This is a genomic window from Candidatus Melainabacteria bacterium (genome assembly GCA_003963305.1).
Lineage (GTDB): Bacteria > Cyanobacteriota > Vampirovibrionia > Obscuribacterales > Obscuribacteraceae > PALSA-1081.
Genome location: RXJR01000006.1, coordinates 247496 through 274000 on the forward strand (window position 1 = coordinate 247496; position 26505 = coordinate 274000).

Here is a 26505-nt window from a genome sequence, read left to right on the forward strand (position 1 = left end):
ATACCGCTTGACATATATCGTTTGCGTATAGCCTGATTTGATCGCGTAATCTTATATGAGAGAAGACTTCACAAGCACGAAGTCAAGCGCCCGAAAACCACGCATAATCTGATTCTGTAGAAATTGTGCAGAAGGAAACTATAGACTTTTTAAGTAAACACAGAGCCTGTTCGCTAGACATTCTTGAAATCCACCCGATATGATGTGCAGCGAGCCATTGATAACTTATCTATGGATAGTCTGTATCAGCAACTGCTGATAATCCGAGACTTAAAAACCGACATCGGTGACTAAGGAGAAGTAACTTGCTATTCAACAGTTTGCAGTACTTGGTGTTCTTGCCCACAGTATTTTTGCTGTTCTGGCTGCTTCCACATCGCGCCCGCGTGCCACTGCTCTTGGTGGCAAGTTATGTGTTCTACATGACCTGGCGTCCGATTTATGGATTGCTCATCCTTGGCTTGACCGTCGCTAACTGGCTGCTCGTCAACCGGCTCGGCAAATCGGAAACTAAGAAAAAGGCATGGCTCACCGCGACCGTCACGGTCAACTTAGTTACTCTGGCAATCTTTAAATATCTGAATTTTGGTCTCGATACCATCAAAGATGGTCTTGCTCTGGCTGGCGTCAATTGGCATGAACCTCACCTCCACATTCTCCTCCCGCTCGGTATTTCGTTCTTCGTATTCGAGTTTATTCACTATGCGGTTGAAGTTTACAGAGGCAAACCAGTAGTCAAATCGCTCATCGATTTTGGCTTGTTCGCATCCTTCTTCCCCACGCAGATCGCAGGTCCGATCAAACGCTATCAAGACTTCATTCCGCAGCTCAGCATTCCAGCTAAGTTCAAATGGGAATACGTCGATGAAGGTATGCAGATGATCCTCATGGGTCTCGGCAAAAAAGTTTTGATTGCAGACAACCTGGCAATGGTTGTGCAAGCAGGCTTTTCACACCCGGAGAATTTCTCTTCCTTAGATCTCTGGTTGATCACCTATGCATTCGCTTTCCAGATCTTCTTCGACTTCGCCGGATACACAGATATCGCCCGCGGTTCCGCAATGTTGTTCGGCTACAAAGTGCCGATCAACTTCAATTTGCCTTACCTGGCTGCGAACGTAGCTGACTTCTGGCACCGTTGGCACATCAGCTTGTCCACATGGTTAAGAGACTACCTCTTTATTCCTCTGGGCGGTTCACGTGGCGGCAAGTGGCTGAACTACAGAAACTTGTTCCTCACCATGACACTGGGCGGTCTGTGGCACGGAGCTGCCATGCACTTCCTGGCATGGGGCGCATATCAAGGCGCGCTGCTCATCTTGCACAAGGAATACTCAAGAGGGCTGGAAAGAGCTGGAGTCGCTTCAAAACTTCTCAGCTCCAAGCTCTATCACGTCGTTTCAGTCATCGTGACATTCCACATCGTCTGTCTCGGCTGGGTATTGTTCCGCGCTGATGACTTGAACATTGCCGGTAAGATCATTGCCAAGTTGGCTCAGGCTCCAGAAGCTCTGGCACACTTCAGCTCATCGCAACTGGCTGTTCTTCAGATCCGTGATCCAATCATCTTCCCTTCGTTGGTTCTGATTGTTCCTGCGTTGATGGTCTCTCATCTGGTCGTCAACTGGCTGAACGATAAAAAGTTCTACCAGAGCCCACCCTGGGCAGTGCAGGTAGCCGTCATGGTTGTCCTCATGTGCGTGCTGACAATCTTCAGTCCAGATAGTTCACCGAAGTTCATTTACTTCCAGTTCTAATGGTCAAGTGACGTCGGCGGGTAGAGTCCAGGCTTGTCACAACAAGTTCTGCGAGTCGAACGATTCAGGCATCTCCTTTGGCAACAGCACAATCAACTACTTCTAATAAGCCACAATCCGCGCGTAAGCTCGTGAAAAGCCGCTTCCTCGTTGCAATTGTTGCATTCATCGCGGTCAGCGCCGTGTGGGGCTGGACACGTCTGGGGGCTCTCAGTCCTTCGGATTTCCCGTTCCACACCTGGACAGCCTGCGCGATCGAAGACTTCCTCAGCAACGAGCAGGGTCGACCTCAAATCGACCTCGTTGGTTCATCGCTCATGCTTGCACCGATTGGCGGAGTCGACGCCGACTTCACCAACGCCGCTGTAGATGCCCCACATCACCACCGCAGTCTCTACTTCGAGAACGCCTTCAAGAAGCGCACAGGCGAGTCAGTGAAGACATTCAACTTCGCCTTGCCTGGCGAAATGCCGTCTGATGCCTACCTGATTACAAAGTTCCTGATGAAGGGCGAGAAACGCCCTGACGTAATCGTTTATGGCGTCGGACCAAGAGATTTCCTCGACAATCTCTTACCGAGTCCGTCGGCAACAGACCCTTACGCCTGGTTGAGCAGATTTGGAGACGTCAACGACCGCATCGCTCTGATTTCACCAGACTGGCAGCAACGACTGAACTACGAGTTAGGACGCCTGATCTATCCATACGGTCAGAAAGTCGACCTCAACAATTCATTCTGCCGAGCGGTGACAGCAACATTGAACAAAGTCGTTCCACCAACTGACGGTGGAGCGCCGATGAGCGTGCGCCGGACCATTTTGCCTGAATACCGCAACTTCGAAGTCGGCAAAAACGAATGTCTGTTCACTCCGACCACAGATGCCAACCGCCCGGCATTCACCGATAACATCGCCGAATACAAGAAGCGCTACAAGCACATGAAGTGGGACACATATCTCACTCAGATGCGCTTCATGATCGATATTCTCAATACTGCCCGTGAACGTAAGACGCACATGGTCATCGTCGCCATGCCGATTACGCCGATTAACCGCTCCCTGCTCAGCGACCTCGCCTGGGATACATACAAGCGCAGCATCAAGGTCATAGCGCTGGCAAAAGGCGCTACCTTCATCGACATGGAAGGAAGCGGCAAGTTCGCGGTCAAAGATTTCAGCGACACTGTCCACCTGCATTCAGGCGGCGGAGCCAAATTGCTGGATCTGCTGTCAGAGCGCCTGGCTAACGATCGCGCTGTAATGACAGCATTGAATCAACCCGCCAGGGCTGATCAGAATTCAACTACCGTCGCCGGCTTGAAAGGACAGCTTCAATGACCGGAACTATCGCACCACCACCAGCAGTGGAACAACAGCATGCCAACCATCATGGCGATGCACCATTGCCGTTCGTCGATCGCCGCAAGAATGGACCGAGATACAAACGCGGCTACCAGAGCGTTTTCGTGTTGTCGTTTGTTGCTTACATAGCAATCAACTTGTATCTATCTTTCTCGGGACCAATTGAATTCGATCCCTACAATTACATTTACCGCGGCTGGTCGTGGTGGATTCTCAACGATCTGAGACGACATCCGCAGCCACATAATGTGGCGTTGCTGGGGTCTTCGCTGATGGTTAGCGCGGTGGCAGGAACGGATGCCAACTTCCTAAACGAGAAGATAGACCTGACCAATTACCACAAAGCTGCTTACCTCGACGACAGATTACAAGCCAAATTCGGTGGAAAATTCAACACCTTCAACCTCTCTGCGCCAGGACAGATGCCGTCTGACGCCTTCATGACGCTGAAGGCGATGGTCAACACTGCTGACCGCCCTGAAGTGGTTGTCTATGGCGTAGCGCCAAGAGATTTCATCGACAGCACGCTTTCGAGCCCGGTAGATACCGAGCCATTCCACTATTTGAAGCGCATCGTCAACCTTGATGATGTTTCCAGCGCGCTCTTCAGAAGCCCACAAGCCAAGCTGGATTTCTGGCTCTCGAAGAGTTTGTACTTCTATCAATACTCACTGGACATTGAAATGGCAGTGAACGAATTTGTCACCGAAAAACTGGCTGTATTGCTGCCACCAGACAAGAAACATCCTTTCACCTGGTGGGATCGCACGAGATTGCTGCCTAATTATCTGCCAGGCGAAATCAAGCCGGGCGCGATGATTAGCGCGCCTATGGATTTCGAAACAGCGAAAACACACTTCGCCGACAACACGAAAGAATACATTCAACGCTACAAAAAGCCTGATCGACACATTTACAAAACCCAGTTCATTTTCCTGAACAAACTGGCCGAGTTTTGTCATCGCGAAAAGATTGAACTCGTCATCGTCAACATGCCGATTACGCGTTACAACGTCAGCATTCTCAAGCCGCAAGTATATTTGAATTACATTCAGGCGCTGCGTGAGTGGGCTTTTTATCACAACTTCCTCGCTTACGATTTGTCGAACTTCGAAAAATACGAGCGCTCCGACTTCCATGATTCAGTTCATTTGAACGCATTTGGCGGCAAGAAACTGTTCGACAATATCGTTGAAATTCTCAGCTCAAACATCCGCACATCTTCAGCAATGGAGATGGCCGGCAAAGAGCTGGAGCGCCATCGCGCCATTGCTGAATACAGCAAGAATCATCCTGAGCAACCGGGGATGAGACCGCTATGAGCTCCGAGACGAATTCAACAATCGCAAAAGAAGCGACTTTAACAGACACGAAATCGACGATGGAAACATCGCTACAGAACATTTCGTCGACGTACGAAAGCCTGAAGAAGTCCGAGAAGAAAACATCACCACTGACCTGCCGCACACTCTCAGCATTCCTGCTCTTCGCGGTCGTAAACATAGCGATATCTTATATAGTGCCACATCCAGCCAGAGTAGTGGATGAAGAATTCATTCGCTCGAACGGTTCGGAAGCTCGCCAGCAAGGCAAGTGGACATGGTGGATCAGCCGCAACTACCTGGGTCGCCGCCATGCACCGGATATTGCCACTATGGGCAGCTCGCAGATGGGCTCGGCAACTTTCTCAGCCGACGCTGCCACGTTGAAGAAGCCTCTGGATTGTGTCCTGCACCGCAGCAGCTCAACGCTCGAGAAAGAACTCTTCGACCGCACCGGCAAGCGCGTAGATACCTTCAACTTCGCTATGGGCGGGTCGATGGCTTCTGATGCTTACATGTTCTCCAGTGCGCTTTTCAAAGCCGATAAGAAACCCAGAATGGTTGTTATCGGAGTCAGCCCCCGCGACTTCATCGACAATACACTGCCTTCTGTAAGCGCCACTGAACCATTCAATTTCTTCGCCCCCTTCGTTGAACTGGGCGAACTGAGCCATGTCGCATTCTCAGATCCTCTGGCAGAGTTCAACTTCTACGTCAGACAAAATCTGCCGCTTGAACGAATTCACGATGCGCTCGATCAATGGGCGAAGAATTATCAGAACGAAGCGCCGACTCAAATGACGGCTATTCCCAAAGCTTCCGAGCACAAATCATTGCTCAGAGCCGTTCTTGGCTCAGCAGACGAAGTCAGGCTGAACGAATGGCTGATACCAGAAACGATACCAGCATGGATCTTCGAAGATAACACAAAAGAATACCTGAACAGATTTAAGAACTGCAGACCACCGCTATACAAATCCGAAAAAGCATTTTTCAATGCATTCCTGGCTAACATGGATGCTCAACACATTCCCGTGCTGGTCGTGGGAATGCCGAGCCTGCCGGCTAATCGCACCATTCTTCCAAACGACTTCTGGACAGAGTTCCGCGGTGATGTCGCCGGCATGTGCAAGACGCACAATGCAATATGGGTCGATCACACAGATGACCCGCAATTCGAATTGCCCGATTATCTCGATACCGTACATTTAAATGCGAAAGGCGGAAAGAAAATCTTCTCCGAGATGGCAAAAGCAATAACAGCGGACCCAGAGCTGCTTTCCGTCGTCAACACGACGAAAGTTGATCCCAGGCTGACTGAAAAGAACCAACCTGCACACTTTAGCTTCTAGGTTGCAATCGATTTGGCATGACGAATCAGGCTAGTGCAAGAATTCTATTTCTGAGCCCGGATCTTGAACAGGGAAGACTAGCAAAAGAACTGTTCGACAGCGAAGCGGCTAAAGCCGAACTGGCTTGGAACGCCCTATGTGGACTTCATTCCGAACTTTCACAGGCGAACCAGGATGTGAACCTGGTGGTTATTTTGCACAACGGTATTGCTCCGAATCATCCGCAGTCAGATTCCATAAGAACGGAATCCTGGAACATTGGCACACCTGACGACAATCTATTGCAGCAAAACATATCTCGGCTGGTGGTCCGCTTGATTCTCCAGGGTGGGCGCCGCACTCCTCTCTCAGTAGAAACCACGACGAAAGCAAATCACACAGACAACGCAAAAGCGGCAGCACAAGCCATGGTGCGGGTCGGATTGGAATCAAAAGGACGCGGTGGCAAGAAAGTAAGCGTGATTACGGGACTGCCGTTGAGTGATACCGAATTCGATACCTTAACCACAAAATTGAAACGGACATGCGGCACAGGCGGAACACATAAAGACGGGCAAATTGAAATTCAAGGCGATCACCGCGAAAAACTTATGGCAGAACTGCAAAAGCTCGGCTACAAGCCAAAAAAAACCGGAGGCTAACCGTGCGCTTTTGGTTGGCCACGGCATGAAATTTGCAAAGCCAACCGCCAGCTAGAAATTACCGGCGTTCAAAACTCGGATGGCCGCACTTGCGGCGCCGAATCCATTATCGATATTTACTACTGTAACTCCCGGTACACAGCTGGATAATAGGCTGTTCAAAGCCGCCTGCCCTCCAGCTGTCACACCATAGCCCACGCTTGTGGGAACCGCAATGACGACGGATGGAACCAGACCAGCCAACACTGTGGGCAGCGCCGCATCCATTCCAGCAACAGCGATAATTATCGGAAAGTTCTGTAGAGCAGGCGCAGCATCGACAATGCGCCACAGACCAGCTACTCCCAGATCCTGAAAAACAGATGCAACATATCCATAATATTCAAGCGTCTTGGCGGCCTCAGCAACAATCGGCAAGTCGGAGGTGCCACCGGATACGATTGCGACAAGAAGACTGCGATTCAATTCAATCGGCTCACCAACTACAGCCGTGTTCGAAAGTGCATCATAAGTGATTACAGCTTTCGTTTCCTTGGGCAGCTTCGCGTACTGCTCGGGGGTCAACCGGGTCAGCAAAACTCTGCGCCCTTCTTCAAAAATCTGTCCGACAATGCGGCTTATTTGATCGATACTTTTGGAAGCACAAAAAATGCATTCGTCCAGGCCGGTGCGTTCGCGCCGGTCTCTGTCTTCCATAAAATCGTCAGTCAGTGTCATTTAGCTGCTTGTAGAAATGCGCTTCCGGTGCGGTAAGCAGTCACATCCAGCGGATGGCTCTTGAACCTGTTTGCCAACAGCGAACGGATCTCGTGCTCGATCGATTCGTTCTGTCTGATATTCGACGAAACTTCCGGTAGGGATTTTTCATCGATCTCGATTACTACCTTCCCATTTCGCAACCTGCATCTCACAGTTCGGCAAGAATATTTTTCAGAAATGAATAATTCGATAGCATTAATACTTTTCAGTTCGTCCGGCTCAATTGATATGCCGGTTTCAACGCGACTGGCCAGGCAGGGCGCCGCAGGCAGGTCTGAATACTGCGAAATACCATACAAAGGTGCCAGCTCTCGAATCATTTGCTTCGTGACATCGGCTTCGACGAAAGGATGCCTGACGCCGTAAGTTTTTGCCGCTTTGAGACCGGGACGAAACTCAAGCAAATCATCCTTGTTCGTTCCAGACACGATCACTGCATCGGTAGCCGAACGTATGGTGCCATACAAAGCAGATTTACAGTAGAAGCATCTATCGACCGGATTTTCGCGGTAGTTCGGATCGGCAAATTCATTCGCATCCACCAATCGCACATTCCACTTGAACTGCTCGGCGCACTCCAGAACGCGAGCAGTAGCCTGCTCTGGAACCGCAGCAGAAACCGCGTGAAACATCGTGCAGTTCACAGCACTCTTCTGAGACACCGCAAAACAAATCGAAGAGAGAACAAGACTGTCGATGCCGCCGCTGAGAGCGACAGCGATATTGTCGACATCGCTTATTATCTGTTCTAAGGCTTCAGCCTTTTCAATTATGCTCATCATTGGTTTCCTTTAGAACAGTTTTCTCAGCGGCATTTGCCAGCTTGCGCATGTCGTGGCAATTCGCAGAAGAAGCGCTTAAATCGTCAATATCCACCTTTGCAGTCTTCGCACCGCCGGGTCTCTCTGCTACTTTCACTCTTACATTGCTATCGCCGACCGTCATCGATTTCAATTCGCGAGCCAACACAGTTCTAGAAACAATCTGCTGGCGAACACCAAGAGTGGTGGTAGAACCAAGGATAAGATTCACAACTTGCTCTTGCAATTCAACCTTAGCGAGAACCTGAACACTCATTACCAGACGATTCTTCTTACCGTAAACCGTCGACTGGGTTACATCCAGCACACCTTCGGCAGCGCGCAGATTATCGAGACAGATCGCTAACTCCTCACCAGTCATATCGTCGATTTCGAAATTTAATAGCGCGATCGGTTGCTGTTCAGTCGGAAAAGACTGGAAAAATAAAACTCGCAACACATTACTGATAGACGGCAACTTCCTGGTTCCGAATCCATTTCCGACACCCTTCAGCTCCAGGGCAGAAGGCAATCTCAGAGAGGGATTCAAGTACTTTAGAATCGCAGCACCAGTAGGCGTTATTCGCTCGCCAAGCACGCCATCATCATGGAAAACAAATCCGCGCAATATTAATGCCACCGCGGGTGGAGGCACAGGCAGTTTACCGTGAGCACTGTCAATGAAACCTCCGCCTTTAGGCAACGAAGAACAAGACCATGTCGCACCATCCGCATACTCAATGGCACAAGCGGCACCGATCACGTCAACAACAGAATCCCAACCTCCGACCTCGTGAAACGAAATCAGTTCAACAGGCACACCGTGTACTTCTGCCTCCGCCTCTCCGATGATGCGGAATATGTTGAGACTGTGCTCTCGAACGCGCTCCGGCAATTTGGCGGTGGTCAGTATCTGGCGAATCTCTTCGTAGGTCCTATGAGCATGTCCGTGATTTCGCGCTTTTGCATAGACATTTTCGTACTGCGGCTTATCGTCGGGAACTGACGAAGGCGCGTGCTCATGATGTTGCGAGGTATGCAAATGGTCGAAATCATGCGGATGTTCGTGCGCCGATTGCTCGTGGTGTTCGTGGGTATGCAAGTGTTCGAAATCGTGCGGGTGCTCGTGCGCCGATTTCTCATGATGTTCGGCAGTATGCAAGTGTTCGAAATCGTGCGGGTGCTCGTGCGAATGTTGGTGCGCCTGCAAATGTGAATAGTCATGACTATGAAGATGAGAGCGTTCAACTTCAGTCACCTGAAAGTGCGTGCCAAGCAGAACACCGTCGTTCTTGGATTCAAAGCAAATGGAAACACCCGAGAAATTTGCTTCAGCAATGACTCGTTCAATTCGCAGCTTGAGTTCAGGAAATGCATTGGACATCGCAGCGATAAACATGTCGCCGGCGATTCCGCCTACCAGATCGAGATGAATGTGCACCAACCGAGCCTCCGTGCCTTCATCATAAAACACTTACCGGAGAACGCGGACATTCTTCTTCAAAGAAACACACAATCTAAAGTCAGCAGTTGGCTACAGCCTGTTCTGCTTGAAATCAGGGACGGATGGACCGCGAACGCCTTAGCTGCGCTCCTGAGACTCCATGGATTCGCCAAAAGGAGAAGGCCGCACTATTCTGAAACGGTTCAGGGGGACAACATTAGTGCTTGAACCGTCAGCCCGACTAGCGCTGTCACTATCGGCGAGAGCTTCGGCATCTGAGCCTTTGCCCGGAGCGACGGCAGATTTATCAACTCTCTCAATTTCCTCGGCAATATGCATCACTTTCGCAGCGTCATCGAGGTATCCGCTTTTCATTGCTTTGATTGCAATGCTTTCCAATTGTTTTATGGCTCTACTAACGTCTTCTTCCATACTTCCGGCCCTCCGCCAGCTTAGACGCAGAGTTACCAGGAAAGTTTCGGGAAAGTTGCGGCAAGCCGACCCTTTCGCCTGTTATCGTTTCAGGCATCGTTCGATGAATTTCCACGAATAACGGCTCGAGCCGATACCGCCTGTTTTCATTTTTCAGCGCGAGGCTTGCGCTTGCGCTGAGATTTCGGAATCACTTCCTTACCTCGGATACCGCTTGAATCTGTATTCAGCATTCTGTCGAAAATAAATGTCAGATCCTCACGATAAAAAACATCCTGCAGAAAAACGTGGCTGCCAGGCGGCCAGAGCAAATCAGAGCCGAACAAATCGTCATCCAGGTCGTGCAGATAAGCTTTATATAGATTGGAGCGGTCCAAGTCGGGTGTCAGAGCAAGCATGTACAAGCGCGGCAACAACGCAGTCTCGTGATCCTCCATTGCTTCCTTGAGCTGCTCCTCAGCCTTGTCCTTTTGCCCATTAAGCGCCATCATGCGGGCCACCTTCAAGTTCAAACGAAAACTTGGGGACAGTTCCAACGACTTGCGCATTGATTCAATAGCTTCATCCTTGCGTCCCAGCGCCCACAATGCCTCAGCCCGTGTCTGGTATAGACCTGACGCGACTTTCCCTTCACGCATAATCTTCGTGCTCACCCACGAAAACGGCACTGGATGCTCTCGAATTTCCTCCGCCTGCTCGAAGAAATGTGGTGCCAATTTCCGCTCAATACGCGAGTCACCAACCGCAGTGAAATCACACAAATAGTAGTTCTTAAGCATTTCAAGATAATTGAACATGCTGAATCCTACGTCCATCAAAACTAGAAACAAGAAGACGGCACCAAACTGTTGCACATAGACCGTACCCTTAACCTCAGGTTGCGCAAGCCTTTTAGAGAGACGAGAGTTTAGTTTGAGGGCAGGATTGTAATACTGCATCGTGTCGATCAACAGTTTTTGATCGGCAACACTGGCAAATCCAAACGGCACCTTGAGAATTTCTTCGGCGCCGACTGGCTGAAATAGCGGTATTCCGGACTTCTTCAATTTAGTGCTGGGAGCACCACTGAGTGCCCGAGACAAAATTCGCAAGTTGCCCCACATGGTCAACTCGACTTCGTCGATGGCACGCCACAGCACATGTCGCTGACCAAAACTGACACCTGGTTCCAAATCTGAAGAGTCAAGGCGAAGCCACTGTCGATAGACGCACGGAGGACGGCGCTTCCATATCGGCGAGAAGAAGTTACAGCCGGCCTCGCTTTCTACCCAGCTTAGAAAAAAGTGCGTAACGACCAGTGCAACCAACGCAGCTGGAACACCCAGCCAGGCAATGTTTACCTCGAACCAGAAATCGTTCGAATAGAGCGTGAGGAACCCCAACTCGAACATGATGAAGCCAATGGCGACGAGCGTATACCCCTGGTGACCGAGCGTCGTGCTCAGACTTACATCTGCTGCTGGTTCAAATGACGGTACTGTGGTCGAAACCACATCCCTGCTTTCAGACCCATCTGCACTGGAGGCAACACTCATCTAAGGAATCCCACATTGGTCGCTCCAATCTTATTCCCACTGATGCGTAAGTGCCATAGTCAAATCCCCAGGTTTAGTCTGGACTGACGCGACCCGAAAGGCTGTGGATTCGGTTCAATCAGTCTAACGATGGTGATGATGTACGGTGTGGTGTACGTGGTGCACGTGGCGCACGTGATGATGATGATGGTGGTGGTGATGGGTGACGCGACGGCTCGATGCTACATAAGGATAAGCGGCAGGGTTTTGAGAAGCATTCTGAATTTCTCGCTCAACAACTGAATGGCTTGCAGCCATCGTCGGAGCGTTCAAGGTTGCCAGTAAAACGAAAAACGGAATCAAAATTTTCTTCATTTTCCTATCCTTATACCATTTAGTTGCCGTCCAGCTAATTCAACCACATCTCTGATGGAACAAATTCCAGCCAGAGGTGCACAATGTTATCAGGAGGGTCAAATCGAACAATGATGAGCTTCTCGATAAGCTTGCAAGCCAAAAGCAAGATTGCGGTGCTATAACCGATTCAAGACCCTATACTGACGTGCATGCGACCGCAATACGAATGTGGCGCAGCACCCTCAGTCAAAATTCAGCGCCACAACTCATTCCAACTCTGACTATTCTGGAATCCGCAATGAATAAAGTATTGCTGGCCGAAGACGATGACTACTTACTCAAGGGACTCTTGCTCGCCTTGCAGCGTCGCGGTTACTCGGTGACGACAGCAAAAACGGGAGCGGAAGCACAAGCAGCGTTGCTCACAGACACTTTCGACTTGTTGCTGCTCGACCTGGGTTTGCCGGGAATCGATGGCACCCAGATATTGTCCGAACTACGAGCCCGTGGCAATGACGTGCCAGTGATCATCATCACAGCAAGAGATGGATTAGAAGACAGAATCAACGGTCTCGACCTTGGCGCCAATGATTATCTCGTCAAGCCATTTGACTTCCGCGAACTAGAAGCAAGAGCCCGAGCCGTTCTAAGAAAAACCAACTGGAATAATCAAGTCGAAATCGAGTTTGGGTCGCTGAAACTCAATACCAATAACGGGGTGTTGCAGTTTAAAGATGACGAACTGGATTTAACGCCGAAAGAAACTATCGTCTTAAAAACGCTGATGGCTAAAGCCGGTCGCGTAGTCAGCAAGCGGCAAATTATGAATCAGGTCTCCGATCACCTGGAAGAAGCGAGCGAAAACGCCGTCGAAATAGTCATTCACCGGTTGCGCAAAAAACTTGAATCCGCCAGGGTTCTAATCACTACCGTGCGCGGTTTTGGCTATCTGCTAACTGAAGAAAGAGCATGAAAAGACTTTCGATTAGAAAGCAGCTTCTCACTCTGTTTGTGCCCTTCTTGTTTGGACTGTGGATTGCCAGCGCGGTGCTGTGCTTCTGGCTGGTTTCCAATTTCTCGCACGAATCCTTCGACCGCGATTTGGTAAGCTCCGCAGATTCTGTTGTAGGCAGGCTGAGAGTGAAGCAGGGCAAGGTAGTCGTGGACATGCCACCAGCGGCGATTGCAATACTCAAACACGATGATTCCGACAAGTTTTACTACAGCGTCATTGATGCTGATGGAAAGCTAATCTCCGGCGACGCAAATCTGCCACCACCGGAGCAATCGCTGCTCATCGATGTGCCGAAAGTTGTAGACGGTCAAATAGCAGACAAGAGCGTACGCATCGCTGAAATTAAAGTATCGCCGGTAGATGCCGACAATCAAACAGTGATCGTACAAGTAGCAGAGACCAAAAACGTACGAAGCGCATTCCTGAAAAAAATGTTTCTCAGCATCGCCGTGCCTCAACTGCTGATTATCTTACTCGGACTTTTTGCCGTCTGGTACGGCATCGCGAAGATTCTGACGCCGCTCAAACTTTTGCAGGAGCAAGTGGTAAATCGCACTCAATTCGATTTGAGTCCGTTGTCTGGTGCAGAAACGCCAGAGGAAGTGTATCCGCTCGTGCGAGCCCTGAATCAGTTGCTGGAACGATTGAAGGAAGACATTCAAGTACATCAGCGCTTCATCGCCAACGCCGCGCATCAATTGAGAACCCCGCTAGCCGGGCTGAAAACATATTCCAGCATCGGTACTGAAATGTCCGACCCAAACGAATTGCAACATATCGTCAGCGAGTTAGATTCCGGAATCGATCGCGCCAGCAGAATTGTCACACAGCTCCTTGCTTTAGCCAGAACTGACGGAGTAGAACAAAACAGCAACAGAACACAGAGCCTGGTCGACTTGAATTTCGTTGTCTCAGAAGTGACCTCTGAACTTATCGATCAAGCAATAAGAAAAGGATTAGAGCTGACCTGCAATCTCTCGCCCGTTCCAGCCACCATTGGCGGTGAAGAGATGGGCTTGAGAAACCTTGTTTCGAATCTGGTCGAAAATGCAATTCTCTATACCGAGCCAGGCGGTCATGTTACAGTCGAACTGGTTAACAAAGACAAGCCAATTTTGACCGTCACAGATACAGGACCAGGAATACCCGAACAGGAACGCCCCAAGGTATTCGAGCGATTTCATCGCGTACCGGGCGTACAGAACAGCGGCAGCGGGCTGGGTCTGGCCATTGTGCAAGAAGTAGCAAACTCCCACAAAGCACAAATAACTATTGAAACGGGACGCGACGGTCACGGCACGTCGTTCATCGTTGAATTCCCTCAAGCTGGCAATACTTTGAGTGCCTGAACGCAAGCATTTTGCAAGCTCAGCCGAAGGAGAATACCCAGGGGAGACTTCCACTCAACCAGGCGATGGTTTTTCCTTCTTAGCATCGAATCGTTGATGTCAACTTCGGAACAGGAAATCTCCCACTCTTTCACAGTCACATGATGGACAACGTCGCTCGCCTGAGCACCATAAGCGATGGCAAATGTCATCGCTTATGGTGCGCTAGCGTGTTGTGCTGCGAGACCCTATACTATCTGGTATGTTGTGTGGGGGCTTGCCGCGTTTAGCGAGCCTGACGCTCGGGCACATGGCGTACAGACGGCGGTGTTGAAAGCAACCAGGTCATTATCAGACGCGTCGGGGTTTGGCAAGCTCTCTTTGTTGTTTTCAAGGTGAAGAAGTAAAAATGGCATCCATTCGTAAGGCTATTGGCGATTTACTTGTCGACAATGGTCAGATCACGCCCGAAGAACTCGAGCAGGCTGAGGCCGAAAGAGTTAAAACAGGGGAACCCATCGCGACAGTTTTAGAAAAACTGGGGCTGGTCACCGAAAATAGTTTAAAAAATGCGCTGGAACTGCAGTACGGCGTCAATTACGTCAATTTATCAAAACGCGAACCGGAAACTGAGCTGATTTCGCTCTTGCCTGAGGATGTTATCCGAGCTCAACTGGCAGTCCCGGTCTCGCAACAGGGCGAGAGGTTGACTATAGCAATGGTCGACCCTAGCGACTCAACCGCCGTTGACGAGGTAAAGAGAAAGTTGGCAGGACGCCAGCTCAAAACTGTCGTCTGCCTGGAAGAAGAGTTTGTCAAATTCGTCGATAAAGCCTTCAGACCAGAAGAAACCTCTGGAAACGGCTCAGATGCACATATTGACGACAAAACCGATGCAGCCAACCATGCCGACAGCCAATCAGACACTGACTCAGACAGCGGTTCAGGCGCTGATGCAGGCACTGACACCGCAGCCGAGGAGAACGCCAGCCCTGAAAAGTCTGGACTCGATAAGCCTCAACAATCGACCAACGGTTCACATGATGCTGACTCGAAACCGTATAACGAACCGGAAATCTACTCCACCCAGGAGATGAAAGCGAGACCAGCGCCGGGCTCAGTGCCGACTGAGCAGGAAAAAGAAGTCTCTTCCGATTCATTCAGTGAGCTCAGTCTCGCCAGGCGAGCTCAAGAAGAAGCAATAGTGCTGCTGGCCAACCAGATTCTGGGCAGCGCCATCAAGCGCCACTGCTCTAATATCCACATTTCCATGGGTGCCCGAGAGTCAGTCGTCCACTACAGACTGAACGGTCGCCTGGTCGTCGACAGAAAACTGCCTAATACGGTAGTGACCGCGCTGGTAGCGCGCTACAAGATGATGGCCAGATTGAACCTGGCTGAGCGCAAAGAGCCACAAGACGGGCACATCAAGGTGAAGTCAGCCTCCAAAGAAATCGTTTGCTTGATTTCCGTCATACCAACTGATCACGGCGAAAGCATCGTCATCTGGATTGTTTAATCGTATCCAGATAGACGCAGCCACGATAGGGGCACGCCCCAGATGGGCAGATTTCTATAAGGTGCGCCCACGGTGACAAGGACGAGAGAGCATGGCTTTAATCAAGAAGGAAATCGGCGAGCTGCTGGTTGACAACGGGTTGATCACGGCTGATGAACTGAAGCTGGTTCAACAGGAGCGCCGAAAAACGGGCGAACCAATCAGTCTGATTCTCTCCCGCCTTGGTTTAGCTAATGAAAGTCATTTGAAGAATGCCCTCGAGCTGCAGTTCAACTGCAACTATGTCAGCCTGGCAAAAACCAAGCCTGATTTTGCCGCCATGGAACTCTTGCCTGAGAAACTGATTCGCCAACATCAAGTGGTGCCATTTTCACAGGACGGCACTGAAGTAGTCGTGGCGATGGTCAATCCCAACAATCTAATTGCCCTCGACGACATCAGATATCGTCTCAAGGGCGTGCGCATCAAGCCGATGGTTTGTACTGAAGACGACTTCCAGCATTTTATGGAAACGGTCTATGCGCATAAACAGGAAGAACTTCATCAAGCCGGCGAAGCACTGGCAGACCAGACCTTCATCGAGTCGGAAGTGGACCTGAGCACACTCGATGTAATGTTCGACAGCGATGACGAGATAAACGATCTCGACCTGGCGAAACAGGCTCAAGATGCCCCGATTGTCCACTTAGCCAATCAGATTCTGGCCAAAGCAATCAAGAAACGCTGCTCAGACATCCACGTCGAGCCGCAAGATAAGCACGTCACTGTGCGCTACCGACTGGACGGCGTTCTTTTCGTAGACCGCAAACTGCCCAAAGCAGTAATGGCAGCGCTGGTTTCAAGATACAAAATTATGGCCGACCTCGATATCGCCGAACGCAGACTGCCCCAGGACGGGCGCATTCGGGTGCGTTTTTCGGGAAAAGACATTGACTTTCGCGTCTCATCAATTCCCAGCAAACACGGCGAAAAGGTGGTCATGCGTATCCTCGACAAAACGACGACAACACTCGGTCTGGATACCCTGGTCACTGACGAGAGCACGCTGGAAATGCTGCGCGATATGATCAGCAAGCCCTATGGCATTATTTTCGTGACAGGTCCAACCGGTTCGGGAAAAACTACAACGCTCTATGCAGCTCTGGCTGAACGAAACACGCCGGAGGTGAACATCGTCACAGCCGAAGACCCGATTGAATACGATATGCAGGGTATCACTCAAGTGCAGGTGTTGAGGGAAAAGGGACTGGACTTCGCCCGCATTTTGCGCTCATTCTTGCGACAAGATCCTGACATCATGCTGGTGGGAGAAACCCGCGATAGAGAAACAGCGAAGATCGCCGTCGAAGCAGCGCTCACCGGTCACCTTGTCTTCACTACACTTCACACCAACGATGCCCCTGGCTGCATTACCCGTCTGGCAGAAATGGAAGTGGACCCATATCTGGTGGCATCGGCAACCATCGGGGTAATCGCCCAACGACTGGTGCGCAGAATCTGCCCCGATTGCAAAGTGCAATATGTGCCTGAGCGAGCCACTCTCGAATATTTAGGTTTGCTTGAAAAGAACAGCGAGCGCGTCACTGAATCGATCGCCCAATATTATCAGCTCAATTTGAACGAAGACGGGCTGCCTGTATTTGCTCACGGCACCGGATGCGATGCCTGCAACAACACAGGCTACAAAGATCGAGTCGGCGTTTTTGAAGTGATGCGTCTGAACGACGAAATCAGAGACCTGGCCGCCAAGGGGTCCACTACATCAATGATTCGCTTTGCGGCAAAGCAGTCGGGCATGGTGCCCTTGAAAGATTACAGCATGAGACTGGTCGGACAAAACCTCACCACGCCCGAAGAAGTGATTCGTGTCACTCTTGCTGACACTACGGGCGAAGACACACTCTGCACCAAGTGTCGCAATCCTGTCGGAGACGACTTCATCAAATGTCCGTTCTGCCAGCATGAGCTGAAAACCTCCTGCACCAGATGTGGCACCATGCAGCAAGAAGGATGGACCAGCTGCCCTAAATGCGGACTCTCTAAAGAGGAAGCCAACCAGGAAAGCTGCTGCCGCGGCTGTGATGCAGAAATTGCCGGAGACTGGCATCTTTGTCCTTATTGTCAAACCCCAAGGCAGTTGACCGAACGAGTTAATAGTTAAGAAGAAAGTGGAGCACAATGCTGGAAATTCAGGAACTGCTTCAGCTCGTTTTTGACCGAGCCGCCTCCGACCTCCACATCAAGGCTGGACAGCCGCCGATTATTCGTGTTGCCGGAAAGCTAATAAAGTCGACACTGCCACCATTATCGAAAGAGGAAGTGCAGCGCCTGATTTTTTCGATCATTACATCCGAGCAAAGAAAACAGCTCGAACAGACCTATGAACTCGATTGCAGTTTCGGTCTGGACGGCATCGGTAGATTCCGCGTCAACGTATATAAAGATAGAGGTTCGTATGCTGCTGCACTGCGTGTAGTGGCAAGCAGAATTCCCTCACTAGACGAACTGAACTTGCCGCCGATCGTCAAAGAGATAACCCAAAAGCCCCGTGGGCTCATCCTCATTACCGGCGCTACAGGTCAGGGGAAGTCCACCACGCTGGCTTCTATGATTGACTGGATCAACGAGAATCGGGCCGACCATATTCTCACCATCGAAGATCCAATCGAGTTTATTCATCAGAACAAACGATCGATTTTGAGTCAACGAGAGTTGGGTCAAGACACCAAAAGCTTTGCCAACGCGCTCAAAGCGGCTCTCAGAGAAGATCCTGACGTGATCCTGGTAGGCGAAATGCGTGATCTCGATACCATTCACCTGGCCTTGACCGCAGCCGAGACCGGTCATCTGGTCTTCGGAACTGTGCATACATCGTCGGCCGCGCAGAGTATCGATCGGGTTATTGACGTTTTCCCACCCGACCAGCAACAGCAAATTCGCATCATGCTCTCAAACGGTTTGGTGGCAATCGTCAGTCAAACCCTGCTACCCAGACTGCAAGATTCAGCCGGCGGAAACCCGGTCACCAAAGGCAGAATTCTAGCTGCCGAAGTTCTCGTCAACACACCGGCAATCGCCAATTTGATCAGAGAATCGAAGACTCCGCAGATTTACTCCACAATGCAGATGGGCGGTGCACTTGGCATGCAGACTCTGGAGGCTTCGCTGGCCGGACTCGTCAAAAACGGCTTGATTAGCCTCTCTGAAGCCATGGCCAAGACGACGCGACCGGAAGATCTGGAGCGACTCTGCGGAGCATCAGCCAAAAGCTCTACGGCACCAGGCAAAAACTACGGAAGTTTCGGCGGCAGGTTCTAAGCGATGGTGGAGTTTGTCTACAAAGTCAGAGACGCACAGGGACGCATACAAGAGGCGCTGGCTCAGGCTGAAACTTCTGCGATTCTGCGGGCACGGCTGACATCGCGTGGTCTGGATGTACTTGAAATCTCTCAAAAGACGGAGGGCTTGAACTATCGAGAGCTCTGGGAGAAAGCCAACGGTGTTTTCGAGCAGGTCACGCTCAAAGATATGGTCGTTTTCTCAAGACAGTTCGCAGCCATGGTCTCGGCTGGTGTGGCAATGTTGCGCACATTGACAATCATCGTCGATCAGTGCCCCAACAAAAAGCTCAAGCAAACTCTCGACGATGTTCGCAAGTCGGTAGAATCTGGTCTTTCTCTTTCAGACGCCATGGCTAAGCATCCCAAGGTGTTTGACAAGCTTTACGTTTCCATGGTCAGAGCCGGAGAGACAGGCGGTATCCTGGCAGAGGTTCTCAAGCGACTGGCAGACTTTCTGGAAGCGAGACAGAAGCTGAATACGAAAGTGCGTTCGGCGATGGTCTATCCGACGGTGGTTCTAGCGGTGGCCATCCTGGTTTTCTGGGCCATGCTGACCTTCATTCTGCCGATTTTTCAGGGGCTCTTCCGCAATGTCGGGGGCGAACTTCCAGCCTACACCCAGTTTTTGATTTTCCTCTCCGAAGCGATGCGCTCGATTTACATGGCCATCTTCATTGTGCTCGTGCTAGTGGGCGTTTTCCTCTTGAAGAGGTACTATGCCACTGAAATCGGTCAACTGCACATCGACGGAATCCTGCTCAGTCTGCCCGCTTTCGGCGACCTGATTAAAAAAGTGGCGGTTGCCCGCTTCAGCAGAACCTTCGGAACGCTTATCCGAGCAGGAGTTCCAATGCTTTCTGCGCTTGACGTCGTCAAAGACACCGCCGGCAATGCGGTGGTCAAAAAGGCTGTAGACCGTGTCTACAACGAGGTCAGACAGGGCGGCAGCATCGCTAAACCAATGTCCAAAACCTCAGTTTTCCCACCTATGGTGACGCAAATGGTGGCAGTCGGAGAGGAAACCGGCAAGCTCGATGACATGCTCTCCAAAATCGCTGATTTCTACGACATGGAAGTGGAAAACGCCGTCGAAGCTCTTACCTCGCTCTTAGAACCGATTATGGTTGTCGGCATTGGAGGCATCGTCGGCTCGGTCGTCGTGGGAATGTATCTGCCGATTTTTACAGTCATCAATCAGCTGCATTGAGGAAAACCAACCATACACCGTCTTATAAACCGCTCAGATTGGAACTCAATAGCTTAAATACAGCCTTTACGACATAATGATTGGTCGTATTTGGTATTTTTGTTTTACAATCTGGCTATACCCCGACAATAAGAAAACAGTGGTTGACGATAACGTGATAGTAAGCAAAGACAGCTTGCCCGCAAAAGGCGCCGTGGGCCCGGCTAATGGACCCAAGCCCGAAGGTGGAAAGGGACAAGATCAGATTCACCACTGGCTCTCTGTCTACTCCGACACACGCGACCCAGCGTTACGTGACGCCATAATTCAGGCCTCGCTGCCTCTGGTCAAACGTATTGCATATGGTCTGGCTCGACGCTCGACTGACCCTGTGGAAGATTTGATCCAGGTTGGCTCGATCGGTTTGATCAAAGCCGTCGACCAGTTCAAGCCTGATGCTGGAGCTAAGTTCCAGACTTACGCCACTCACTTGATCACAGGCGAGATTCGACACTACCTGAGAGACAAGACAGCTATGATTCGCGCTCCGCGCGAGCTTCAGGAGTTGTCATTCCGCATCAACAGACTGGTTCAGAACCTGACGGCACGTCTGGGCAGAGAACCAAGCGACACTGAAATCGCTCATGAGCTTGAAATCCCGGTCAGCCGCGTCAACGAGGCTTATGAAGTCGACCGCCGCCGCACTTTGATTTCGCTCGACCAGGCGCTCTCAAACGATGCAGGCAGCGAGCAGTCGCTCATCGACACTTTGATCGACGGACGCTATCAGCTTCTTCAAAACGCAAAAGAAGACCGCTTTATGCTCTCTGAAGCAATTAAGCAGTTGCGCGATGGGCTGCGCGAAGTCGTGCACCTCACCTTCTACGAAGATTTGAGTCAGACTGAAGTAGCCCGCCGCCTCGGCATCTCGCAAATGCAGGTCTCGAGAAGGTTGCGCGCAGCCACGGCTGAATTGAACAAAATCATCACTCAGAGCAAAAAAGCGGGCGGACAGAAAGGCGGCGCATGACAGAGGCTGCAATTGAGGCGTCCAAGCTAAGCAAGGACGTGGTCAGCAGTTTCTTGCGTAAGCGCGTGCGGGTCCTGCACGAACTTGATCTGACGGTGGAGAAGAGCGAAACGTATGGTCTGCTGGGTCCCAATGGAGCCGGCAAGACGACCACATTGAAGATTCTTCTGGGTTTGATGCGCCCCACAGAAGGCACGGCAAAAGTGCTCGGTGAAAAAGCCGGCGACCGCCGCGCCCTGGAGAAAGTTGGCTTTCTGCCAGAGCAACCCTATTTTTACTCGCATCTGACCGGGCGCGAATTTATGGACTTCGCCGGGCGTCTTTTCGGCTTGAACGCAAAATTGCGTGCCGAGCGCACTGCTGAATTGCTCGAAATGGTGGCACTGGAGAAAAACGCCTGGGACAAACCGATGCGAAAGTACTCGAAGGGAATGCTGCAGCGGCTCGGCATTGCCCAGTCACTGGTGAACGACCCTGAACTCTTGTTCTGGGACGAACCCATGTCTGGTCTGGACCCGATTGGACGCAGAGACGTGCGCAAAATTCTCAACGCCTTGAAAGACCGAAAGAAAACCATTTTCTTCAACTCACACCTGCTGCCTGACGTAAACGAAGTCTGTGACCGCGTCGGCGTGCTCAACCGCGGCAGACTGGTAGCGCAAGAAAAAATCAGCACCATCTCGTCGACCGGCAACTATAGAGATCTCGAGGACTATTTCCTCACCATAGTTGGTGAATCGGAAAAAAGCGCATGAGTTCAAGCTCTCCCCACAGCAGCGCCTTGAGCAGCATCACAGCGATTGGCTTGAACACGTTCCGCGAGACGGTGCGCGACAAAATCATGTATGCCTTCATGTTATTTGCCTTTGTGATTTCACTGCTCTCAATACTGCTTGGCAGTCTGTCGGTCGGGCAAGATGTGAAAATTCTGGAAGACATTGGGCTCGCCGCCATCGCGTGCATCAGCGGTATCATCGCCGTTTTCGCGGGCACGAATCTTGTATACAAAGAGCTGGAAAAGCGCACAGTGTACTTAATCTTCACTAAACCGATCAGCGGCTGGCATTTCATCGCCGGCAAATATCTGGGCCTTGCCGCTTGTCTTTTGATTGTGGTTGCGGCGATGGGCTTTTTTCTCAGCGGGCTTGTCTGGATGGTGCGCCCTGAGCACGGTCTGAACGACCTTATGGCGGTCTCAAACTTGATGATGCCCGCTGTAATGCTCGTCTATCTGGAATTGCTCCTGGTCATTGCTCTCGCGACCTTCTTCTCGACCTTCGCAAGCCCCGTCATGAGCGTTCTATTTACGTTGGCGTTGTGGTTGATCGGTCATTTCGGCGATTCACTCAAGCAACTCGGTCAGATGTCTCAGAACCCGACCTTCGCTCAATTCTCCAACTTCCTCTACCTGATTCTTCCCGACCTGGCCGGGCTAACGAGAGCGCGCTCGATATTGATGTACGGTCGCAGCCCCGGTCCTGAAGTGATTACCTTCATAACCTGCTATGTTTTTGCGTATGTAGTATTACTTCTGGTGCTAGCCGCTGCCGTGACCGATCGAAGAGAATTCCCTTGATATGTTTGACCCCATAACAAGCAGTTCCATAGGTCGCGACGCACTGGCAGCGGTGCTCGGGTTGTGCGTCGGCAGTTTTTTGAACGTACTGGCTTTACGGTCCGTCAAAGAAGAATCGCTGATTAACCCACCATCGACCTGCCCCGATTGCCAACACAGAATCGCTGCATACGACTTGATTCCAGTCGTCTCATATATAGTTCTGAACGGTAAATGCCGGCATTGTCGAAAACCGATTCACTGGATGTATCCATTCGTTGAAGTTTTTACGGCTTGCACTTATGTTGCCTTGCTGCACCTGTTTGGTCCCAATTTCAACAGCGGCGACCTGATGATCATGGATTTCGGGCAACTGATCGGCATGACCATCTTTTGCAGCACCCTGATTGCCATCAGCATCACAGACTTTCGCGAAAAACTGATACCACACGAAATTACCTACCCGTCCATGCTTCTTGGCATCATATATAGTGGCGTGGTTCGCAATGACGCGCAAGGAGCACTTATTGGCGTCGGTGTGAGCTACATGCTCTTTGACTTTCTGGCTTTCTACGGCACCAAGTTCTACATCAAGCTCTACGGCGATCCCGATGATCCCGAAAACAAGCACAAAAAGATTTTGCTCGATCGAGATCGTGAAGGCATGATGGTGACGGGCGCGGACCCAGACGTGCATATTCACCACACACTTTATGCAGCAGATGCCTTTATCGGCGAGGAACTAATTTCTGTCGACGAAGATGACGATGAAGAATTCACGGTCATGGGTGGCGGCGATGCGGTTCTTTCCGCCGTCATCTCAGCCTGGCTGGGGCTGCAGGCGCTCGGCATAGCACTACTGGTCGGTTTTCTGGCCGGTACGGTAATGGGTTCCGCCTACCTGTTTTATGAAATGTACAAAGCGAAAGTACTGCGCAAGTGCCTGAAGCCGGCCTTAATAGGGGCTGCTTTAATGATCTTGCTGGTTGAAGGGATGTTGCTCTTTTTCCGGTCGCTCAGCGCCAACTCCGGCTTTACCATGCAACTGCCCTACCTTCAACTCGGTCTGGCCGCCGCTATCGGTGGTGCACTTCTGGGGGCGCTCCGCTCCGGCCATGATGTCTCGAAACCCTTTCCCTTCGGTCCTTCGCTCGCTGTCGGAGCAGTTGTAGCCATGGTTACAAAGTCAATGATTTTCCCAGGTGCGCCATAATAGGATAAGCAAGAACCCGTGGAGCAACTTTGAACGTTTTCAGTTTCGGCAAAAAGAAAGGACCGACTCTCGGTCTGGATATAAACAGTGATAGCATCACGCTTATCCAGCTCGACAAAACACGTTCAGGAATAGAAGTTGCACGTTTCGCCTGCCAGCCCACGCCTGCCAACGCCATTCGTGAAGGTTTAATCGCCGACCCGGAAACAGTCGGTCAACTCCTCATGGATTTGCTTGCCTCAGCCAGCATTCCGGTTTCAGGTCCGTCACCGGTAATAAATGTAGCGGTACCGGCCCAGGCGGTAGTAATTCGCTTGATGCCAGTGCCGGTCGGTATGCCGCCGGAAGAGCTCGCCGACGTGGTCACGCAGGAAGCGACCAACCATGTGCCCTTCCCCATTGAAGACGCCAATCTCGACTGGTCGCAAATGCCGGCCACCGAGCGCACTGATGCAGACGGCGTGCGGCGCATCGACGTAATTCTGGCGGCGATTCAGCGCTCAATCATCGAATCTTACTGGCGCATGGCAGACAGTGCCGGCGTCAGACTGGGCAAGGTGGATATCTCATCGCTGTCAGTGGTGCGCAGTCTGGCGCTGGCGGGATACCTGGGTTCGAGCGGGCACCTATCAATGATTGTCAACATCAGACACGATGCCACCGATATCAACGTGGTGAGAAGTGCCATGCCGCTATTCGGGCGTTCTATTATGCTCGGTATAGATACGTTGACTGAAGCGCTGTCTCGAAGCCTGGAAATCAATTTTGACGAAGCACTAGATCTGCTGCCGGAGATCGCTCTCTTCAATGTCAACCCAACAGATTTCAAAATGGGGCAAGCTTCACAGGTAGCACGCACCATATTCAGTGACATCACAGACGAGTTGCAAAGATCTCTCGACTTCTATAAGTCACAAGTCGGCGATGTCAAGGTCGATCAAATCATCCTCACCGGTCCAGGCTGCATGATTCCCCAGCTCGACCAGTACATCTCCAACCGCATGAACATCAAGACCATTCTGTCTGACCCGATGCGCGATCTAATTTTCAGCCCAGACATAATTGTCGACAGCATGCGTCCAATTCTGGCTGCCTTGATCGGCTCCTCAATCGAAACGAGCTGGAATCCTTCTTTCACAGTCGATCTGGATCTGAACAAAGAAGGACGTCTGCCGCTTTTATACGACGAGCGCAAAACTCAGGTTATCGCTCCTGATGAAAGACCGACGCCCTGGTTTAAAGCCGCTATTGCTGCCGGAATTGCTGCCCTGGCGCTGTCACTGGCATCGTATGGATTCATCACTCAATTCGACATTCCAAACAAACAAAGACAAATCGACCAGCTGGCAGAAAGAACCGTACAGAGCAACGCCGATTTAAAACAACTGAGCGCTTTGCGCAAAGAAAACGATGTTCTGACCAACAAAAAGAAGATTCTCGACAACATCGTCAAAAAATCGAACCACTGGTCGACCGTCTTGAATTCAATCAGAACCAGCATTCCCGGCTCCGTTCAAATAGAGTCAGTCATAATCGAAGATGGTGCCACGATAGAAGGCAATGCCATGGTTTTTGAGGGAATATCGAATTACGCCATCAACTTGAGCACCGCCCCTGGTTTCACGGACGCGCTCATACAAAGCGCTTCGCGCAAAGAGAAAACACCCGAAATAATCTTTTACCAGATCAGAGCAAAACTGGCGGGACATGATGAACCGGGCTCGTCTGCCCCCACTACTCTTGCCGACGGCAAAACAGACGCACACCCAGGTAATCCACTGCCCAACGTACTTGATGGATTGCAAAACCTGCCGAACCTGAAAAAACCCGGGGGCGCGATGTGATGAGAAAATCATACAAAATCTTCATCGCCACAGTTCCGTTTATAGCCGCCGGTTTTGTGCTTTCCGCACTGACTTATCCCAAAATCATGGAAGATAAGGATAAGAGCAACGAACTGGCGCAGAAAGATCAACAATACCAACAATTGCAAGCCAAATTACAACAGCGAGTGAAAGCAGAGCAAGAGAAAAGAACGCTGGAGACAGACATTGAAACCCTTCGCGGAGCGGTGCCCAAATCTCCCGAGTTGGACCTGGCTATGATCGATCTGGAAAAGATGTGCTCTGAATCCGACCTGCATCTTCTCGGAGTGGAAGTACCCACACAAGAGCAAATGCACAAAATCAGTTCATCCGAACAAGAAATAAAGGAGTTGCTTGGAGAAAGCACGGTAGGTTTGGGCACTAAGACTCTGCAACGAAGCAACGTCAGAGGCAATACCGCAGATGGTGACAAAGCAAACAATGGTGCCACAGACTCAGGTTTGAAGAGACTGATCAAGCAAGTATATGTAACCGGTGACTATAATGGAATGGTCAACTTGATGCGGCGTCTGGAAGGCTACCAACGAACCGTTGGCGTTGAACAAATTTCAATTGCAATCAACACTAAAGGCGCAAACGAGACAAACGAATCTAATGAACACTCGGCAGCCCAGGAGCGAGCGCAAAAAATGGGATTGACGAAACCTGTGATGGCCTTTTTATTGACCCTGTATTACTTACCCTGAGAAGCAG

23 protein-coding genes are annotated in these 26505 nt (G+C 50.9%); 17 read left to right on the forward strand and 6 right to left on the reverse strand.

Going from position 1 to position 26505, the window contains the following annotated elements; all coding sequences use genetic code 11:
- Nucleotides 1-305: 305 nt before the first annotated feature.
- From EKK48_08700 to EKK48_08720, 5 genes are all read left to right on the forward strand, one after another.
- Complete coding sequence (locus EKK48_08700) at nt 306-1757, forward strand: MBOAT family protein (GenBank protein ID RTL43813.1); 1452 nt, start codon at nt 306-308, stop codon at nt 1755-1757.
- A 77-nt stretch (nt 1758-1834) separates the two neighbouring features.
- Nucleotides 1835-3094 (forward strand): hypothetical protein, encoded by a 1260-nt coding sequence (locus EKK48_08705; protein ID RTL43814.1) that lies wholly within the window; start codon nt 1835-1837, stop codon nt 3092-3094.
- On the forward strand, nt 3091-4440 hold the full coding sequence (locus tag EKK48_08710; protein RTL43815.1) for a hypothetical protein: 1350 nt from the start codon (nt 3091-3093) through the stop codon (nt 4438-4440). Before EKK48_08705 ends, EKK48_08710 begins: the two co-directional genes overlap by 4 nt.
- The gene (locus EKK48_08715; protein ID RTL43816.1) at nt 4437-5792 is read left to right on the forward strand and encodes a hypothetical protein; all 1356 of its coding nucleotides are present in this window, start codon (nt 4437-4439) and stop codon (nt 5790-5792) included. The genes EKK48_08710 and EKK48_08715 overlap by 4 nt, the downstream gene beginning before the upstream one ends.
- Nucleotides 5793-6199: 407 nt before the next feature.
- Nucleotides 6200-6433: a translation initiation factor gene (locus EKK48_08720; protein RTL43853.1), complete on the forward strand. Its 234-nt coding sequence runs from the start codon at nt 6200-6202 to the stop codon at nt 6431-6433.
- 51 nt (nt 6434-6484) lie between these two features.
- On the opposite strand, the gene larB is transcribed toward EKK48_08720, so the two are convergent.
- From larB to EKK48_08750, 6 genes are all read right to left on the reverse strand, one after another.
- Nucleotides 6485-7150: a nickel pincer cofactor biosynthesis protein LarB gene (gene larB, locus EKK48_08725; protein RTL43817.1), complete on the reverse strand. Its 666-nt coding sequence runs from the start codon at nt 7148-7150 to the stop codon at nt 6485-6487.
- Nucleotides 7147-7974, reverse strand: coding sequence for an adenine nucleotide alpha hydrolase (locus EKK48_08730; protein ID RTL43818.1), 828 nt, complete (start codon nt 7972-7974; stop codon nt 7147-7149). The genes larB and EKK48_08730 overlap by 4 nt, the downstream gene beginning before the upstream one ends.
- A complete protein-coding gene (locus EKK48_08735) occupies nt 7958-9433 on the reverse strand; it encodes a DUF111 family protein (protein ID RTL43819.1) in 1476 nt (491 codons plus the stop codon). The genes EKK48_08730 and EKK48_08735 overlap by 17 nt, the downstream gene beginning before the upstream one ends.
- Before the next feature lie 141 nt (nt 9434-9574).
- Nucleotides 9575-9868 carry a hypothetical protein gene (locus EKK48_08740; GenBank protein RTL43820.1) on the reverse strand — a complete coding sequence of 98 codons (294 nt, stop codon included), beginning with the start codon at nt 9866-9868 and terminating at the stop codon, nt 9575-9577.
- Between the two features lie 146 nt (nt 9869-10014).
- The gene (locus tag EKK48_08745) at nt 10015-11403 is read right to left on the reverse strand and encodes a hypothetical protein (protein RTL43821.1); all 1389 of its coding nucleotides are present in this window, start codon (nt 11401-11403) and stop codon (nt 10015-10017) included.
- Between the two features lie 123 nt (nt 11404-11526).
- Nucleotides 11527-11757, reverse strand: a complete 231-nt coding sequence (locus EKK48_08750) for a hypothetical protein (protein ID RTL43822.1) — start codon at nt 11755-11757, stop codon at nt 11527-11529.
- 208 nt (nt 11758-11965) lie between these two features.
- Here EKK48_08750 and EKK48_08755 point away from each other — a divergent pair, with 208 nt between their 5' ends.
- The 12 genes from EKK48_08755 (at nt 11966) to EKK48_08810 (ending at nt 26498) form a co-directional block, all read left to right on the forward strand.
- A complete protein-coding gene (locus EKK48_08755) occupies nt 11966-12712 on the forward strand; it encodes a response regulator transcription factor (GenBank protein ID RTL43823.1) in 747 nt (248 codons plus the stop codon).
- Nucleotides 12709-14103, forward strand: coding sequence for a HAMP domain-containing protein (locus EKK48_08760; protein ID RTL43824.1), 1395 nt, complete (start codon nt 12709-12711; stop codon nt 14101-14103). Before EKK48_08755 ends, EKK48_08760 begins: the two co-directional genes overlap by 4 nt.
- 388 nt (nt 14104-14491) lie before the next feature.
- Complete coding sequence (locus EKK48_08765; protein RTL43825.1) at nt 14492-15601, forward strand: hypothetical protein; 1110 nt, start codon at nt 14492-14494, stop codon at nt 15599-15601.
- Between the two features lie 91 nt (nt 15602-15692).
- A complete protein-coding gene (locus tag EKK48_08770) occupies nt 15693-17762 on the forward strand; it encodes a type II/IV secretion system protein (protein ID RTL43826.1) in 2070 nt (689 codons plus the stop codon).
- Nucleotides 17763-17779: 17 nt separating this feature from the next.
- Nucleotides 17780-18919 carry a type IV pilus twitching motility protein PilT gene (locus EKK48_08775; protein RTL43827.1) on the forward strand — a complete coding sequence of 380 codons (1140 nt, stop codon included), beginning with the start codon at nt 17780-17782 and terminating at the stop codon, nt 18917-18919.
- Between the two features lie 3 nt (nt 18920-18922).
- Nucleotides 18923-20149 carry a type II secretion system F family protein gene (locus EKK48_08780; GenBank protein ID RTL43828.1) on the forward strand — a complete coding sequence of 409 codons (1227 nt, stop codon included), beginning with the start codon at nt 18923-18925 and terminating at the stop codon, nt 20147-20149.
- A gap of 76 nt (nt 20150-20225) precedes the next feature.
- Nucleotides 20226-21158, forward strand: a complete 933-nt coding sequence (locus EKK48_08785) for a sigma-70 family RNA polymerase sigma factor (protein ID RTL43829.1) — start codon at nt 20226-20228, stop codon at nt 21156-21158.
- Nucleotides 21155-21913, forward strand: coding sequence for an ABC transporter ATP-binding protein (locus tag EKK48_08790; GenBank protein RTL43830.1), 759 nt, complete (start codon nt 21155-21157; stop codon nt 21911-21913). Before EKK48_08785 ends, EKK48_08790 begins: the two co-directional genes overlap by 4 nt.
- Complete coding sequence (locus EKK48_08795; protein RTL43831.1) at nt 21910-22734, forward strand: ABC transporter permease; 825 nt, start codon at nt 21910-21912, stop codon at nt 22732-22734. The genes EKK48_08790 and EKK48_08795 overlap by 4 nt, the downstream gene beginning before the upstream one ends.
- A 1-nt stretch (nt 22735) precedes the next feature.
- Nucleotides 22736-23926 (forward strand): prepilin peptidase, encoded by a 1191-nt coding sequence (locus EKK48_08800; protein RTL43832.1) that lies wholly within the window; start codon nt 22736-22738, stop codon nt 23924-23926.
- Nucleotides 23927-23955: 29 nt separating this feature from the next.
- The gene (gene pilM, locus EKK48_08805; protein ID RTL43833.1) at nt 23956-25770 is read left to right on the forward strand and encodes a type IV pilus assembly protein PilM; all 1815 of its coding nucleotides are present in this window, start codon (nt 23956-23958) and stop codon (nt 25768-25770) included.
- Complete coding sequence (locus EKK48_08810; GenBank protein ID RTL43834.1) at nt 25770-26498, forward strand: hypothetical protein; 729 nt, start codon at nt 25770-25772, stop codon at nt 26496-26498. The genes pilM and EKK48_08810 overlap by 1 nt, the downstream gene beginning before the upstream one ends.
- Nucleotides 26499-26505: the final 7 nt, after the last annotated feature.

What these genes read in the sequence shown, in the direction of transcription:
- EKK48_08765 (RTL43825.1), top strand. Translation starts at nt 14,492, where the DNA reads ATGGCATCCATTCGTAAGGCTATTGGCGATTTACTTGTCGACAATGGT.
- EKK48_08775 (RTL43827.1), top strand. Translation starts at nt 17,780, where the DNA reads ATGCTGGAAATTCAGGAACTGCTTCAGCTCGTTTTTGACCGAGCCGCC.
- EKK48_08715 (RTL43816.1), top strand. Translation starts at nt 4,437, where the DNA reads ATGAGCTCCGAGACGAATTCAACAATCGCAAAAGAAGCGACTTTAACA.
- larB (RTL43817.1), bottom strand. Translation starts at nt 7,150, where the DNA reads ATGACACTGACTGACGATTTTATGGAAGACAGAGACCGGCGCGAACGC.
- EKK48_08790 (RTL43830.1), top strand. Translation starts at nt 21,155, where the DNA reads ATGACAGAGGCTGCAATTGAGGCGTCCAAGCTAAGCAAGGACGTGGTC.
- EKK48_08810 (RTL43834.1), top strand. Translation starts at nt 25,770, where the DNA reads ATGAGAAAATCATACAAAATCTTCATCGCCACAGTTCCGTTTATAGCC.
- EKK48_08720 (RTL43853.1), top strand. Translation starts at nt 6,200, where the DNA reads ATGGTGCGGGTCGGATTGGAATCAAAAGGACGCGGTGGCAAGAAAGTA.
- EKK48_08710 (RTL43815.1), top strand. Translation starts at nt 3,091, where the DNA reads ATGACCGGAACTATCGCACCACCACCAGCAGTGGAACAACAGCATGCC.
- EKK48_08730 (RTL43818.1), bottom strand. Translation starts at nt 7,974, where the DNA reads ATGATGAGCATAATTGAAAAGGCTGAAGCCTTAGAACAGATAATAAGC.
- EKK48_08800 (RTL43832.1), top strand. Translation starts at nt 22,736, where the DNA reads ATGTTTGACCCCATAACAAGCAGTTCCATAGGTCGCGACGCACTGGCA.
- EKK48_08760 (RTL43824.1), top strand. Translation starts at nt 12,709, where the DNA reads ATGAAAAGACTTTCGATTAGAAAGCAGCTTCTCACTCTGTTTGTGCCC.
- EKK48_08780 (RTL43828.1), top strand. Translation starts at nt 18,923, where the DNA reads ATGGTGGAGTTTGTCTACAAAGTCAGAGACGCACAGGGACGCATACAA.
- EKK48_08755 (RTL43823.1), top strand. Translation starts at nt 11,966, where the DNA reads ATGTGGCGCAGCACCCTCAGTCAAAATTCAGCGCCACAACTCATTCCA.
- EKK48_08740 (RTL43820.1), bottom strand. Translation starts at nt 9,868, where the DNA reads ATGGAAGAAGACGTTAGTAGAGCCATAAAACAATTGGAAAGCATTGCA.
- EKK48_08795 (RTL43831.1), top strand. Translation starts at nt 21,910, where the DNA reads ATGAGTTCAAGCTCTCCCCACAGCAGCGCCTTGAGCAGCATCACAGCG.
- EKK48_08750 (RTL43822.1), bottom strand. Translation starts at nt 11,757, where the DNA reads ATGAAGAAAATTTTGATTCCGTTTTTCGTTTTACTGGCAACCTTGAAC.
- EKK48_08770 (RTL43826.1), top strand. Translation starts at nt 15,693, where the DNA reads ATGGCTTTAATCAAGAAGGAAATCGGCGAGCTGCTGGTTGACAACGGG.
- EKK48_08785 (RTL43829.1), top strand. Translation starts at nt 20,226, where the DNA reads ATGATTGGTCGTATTTGGTATTTTTGTTTTACAATCTGGCTATACCCC.
- EKK48_08745 (RTL43821.1), bottom strand. Translation starts at nt 11,403, where the DNA reads ATGAGTGTTGCCTCCAGTGCAGATGGGTCTGAAAGCAGGGATGTGGTT.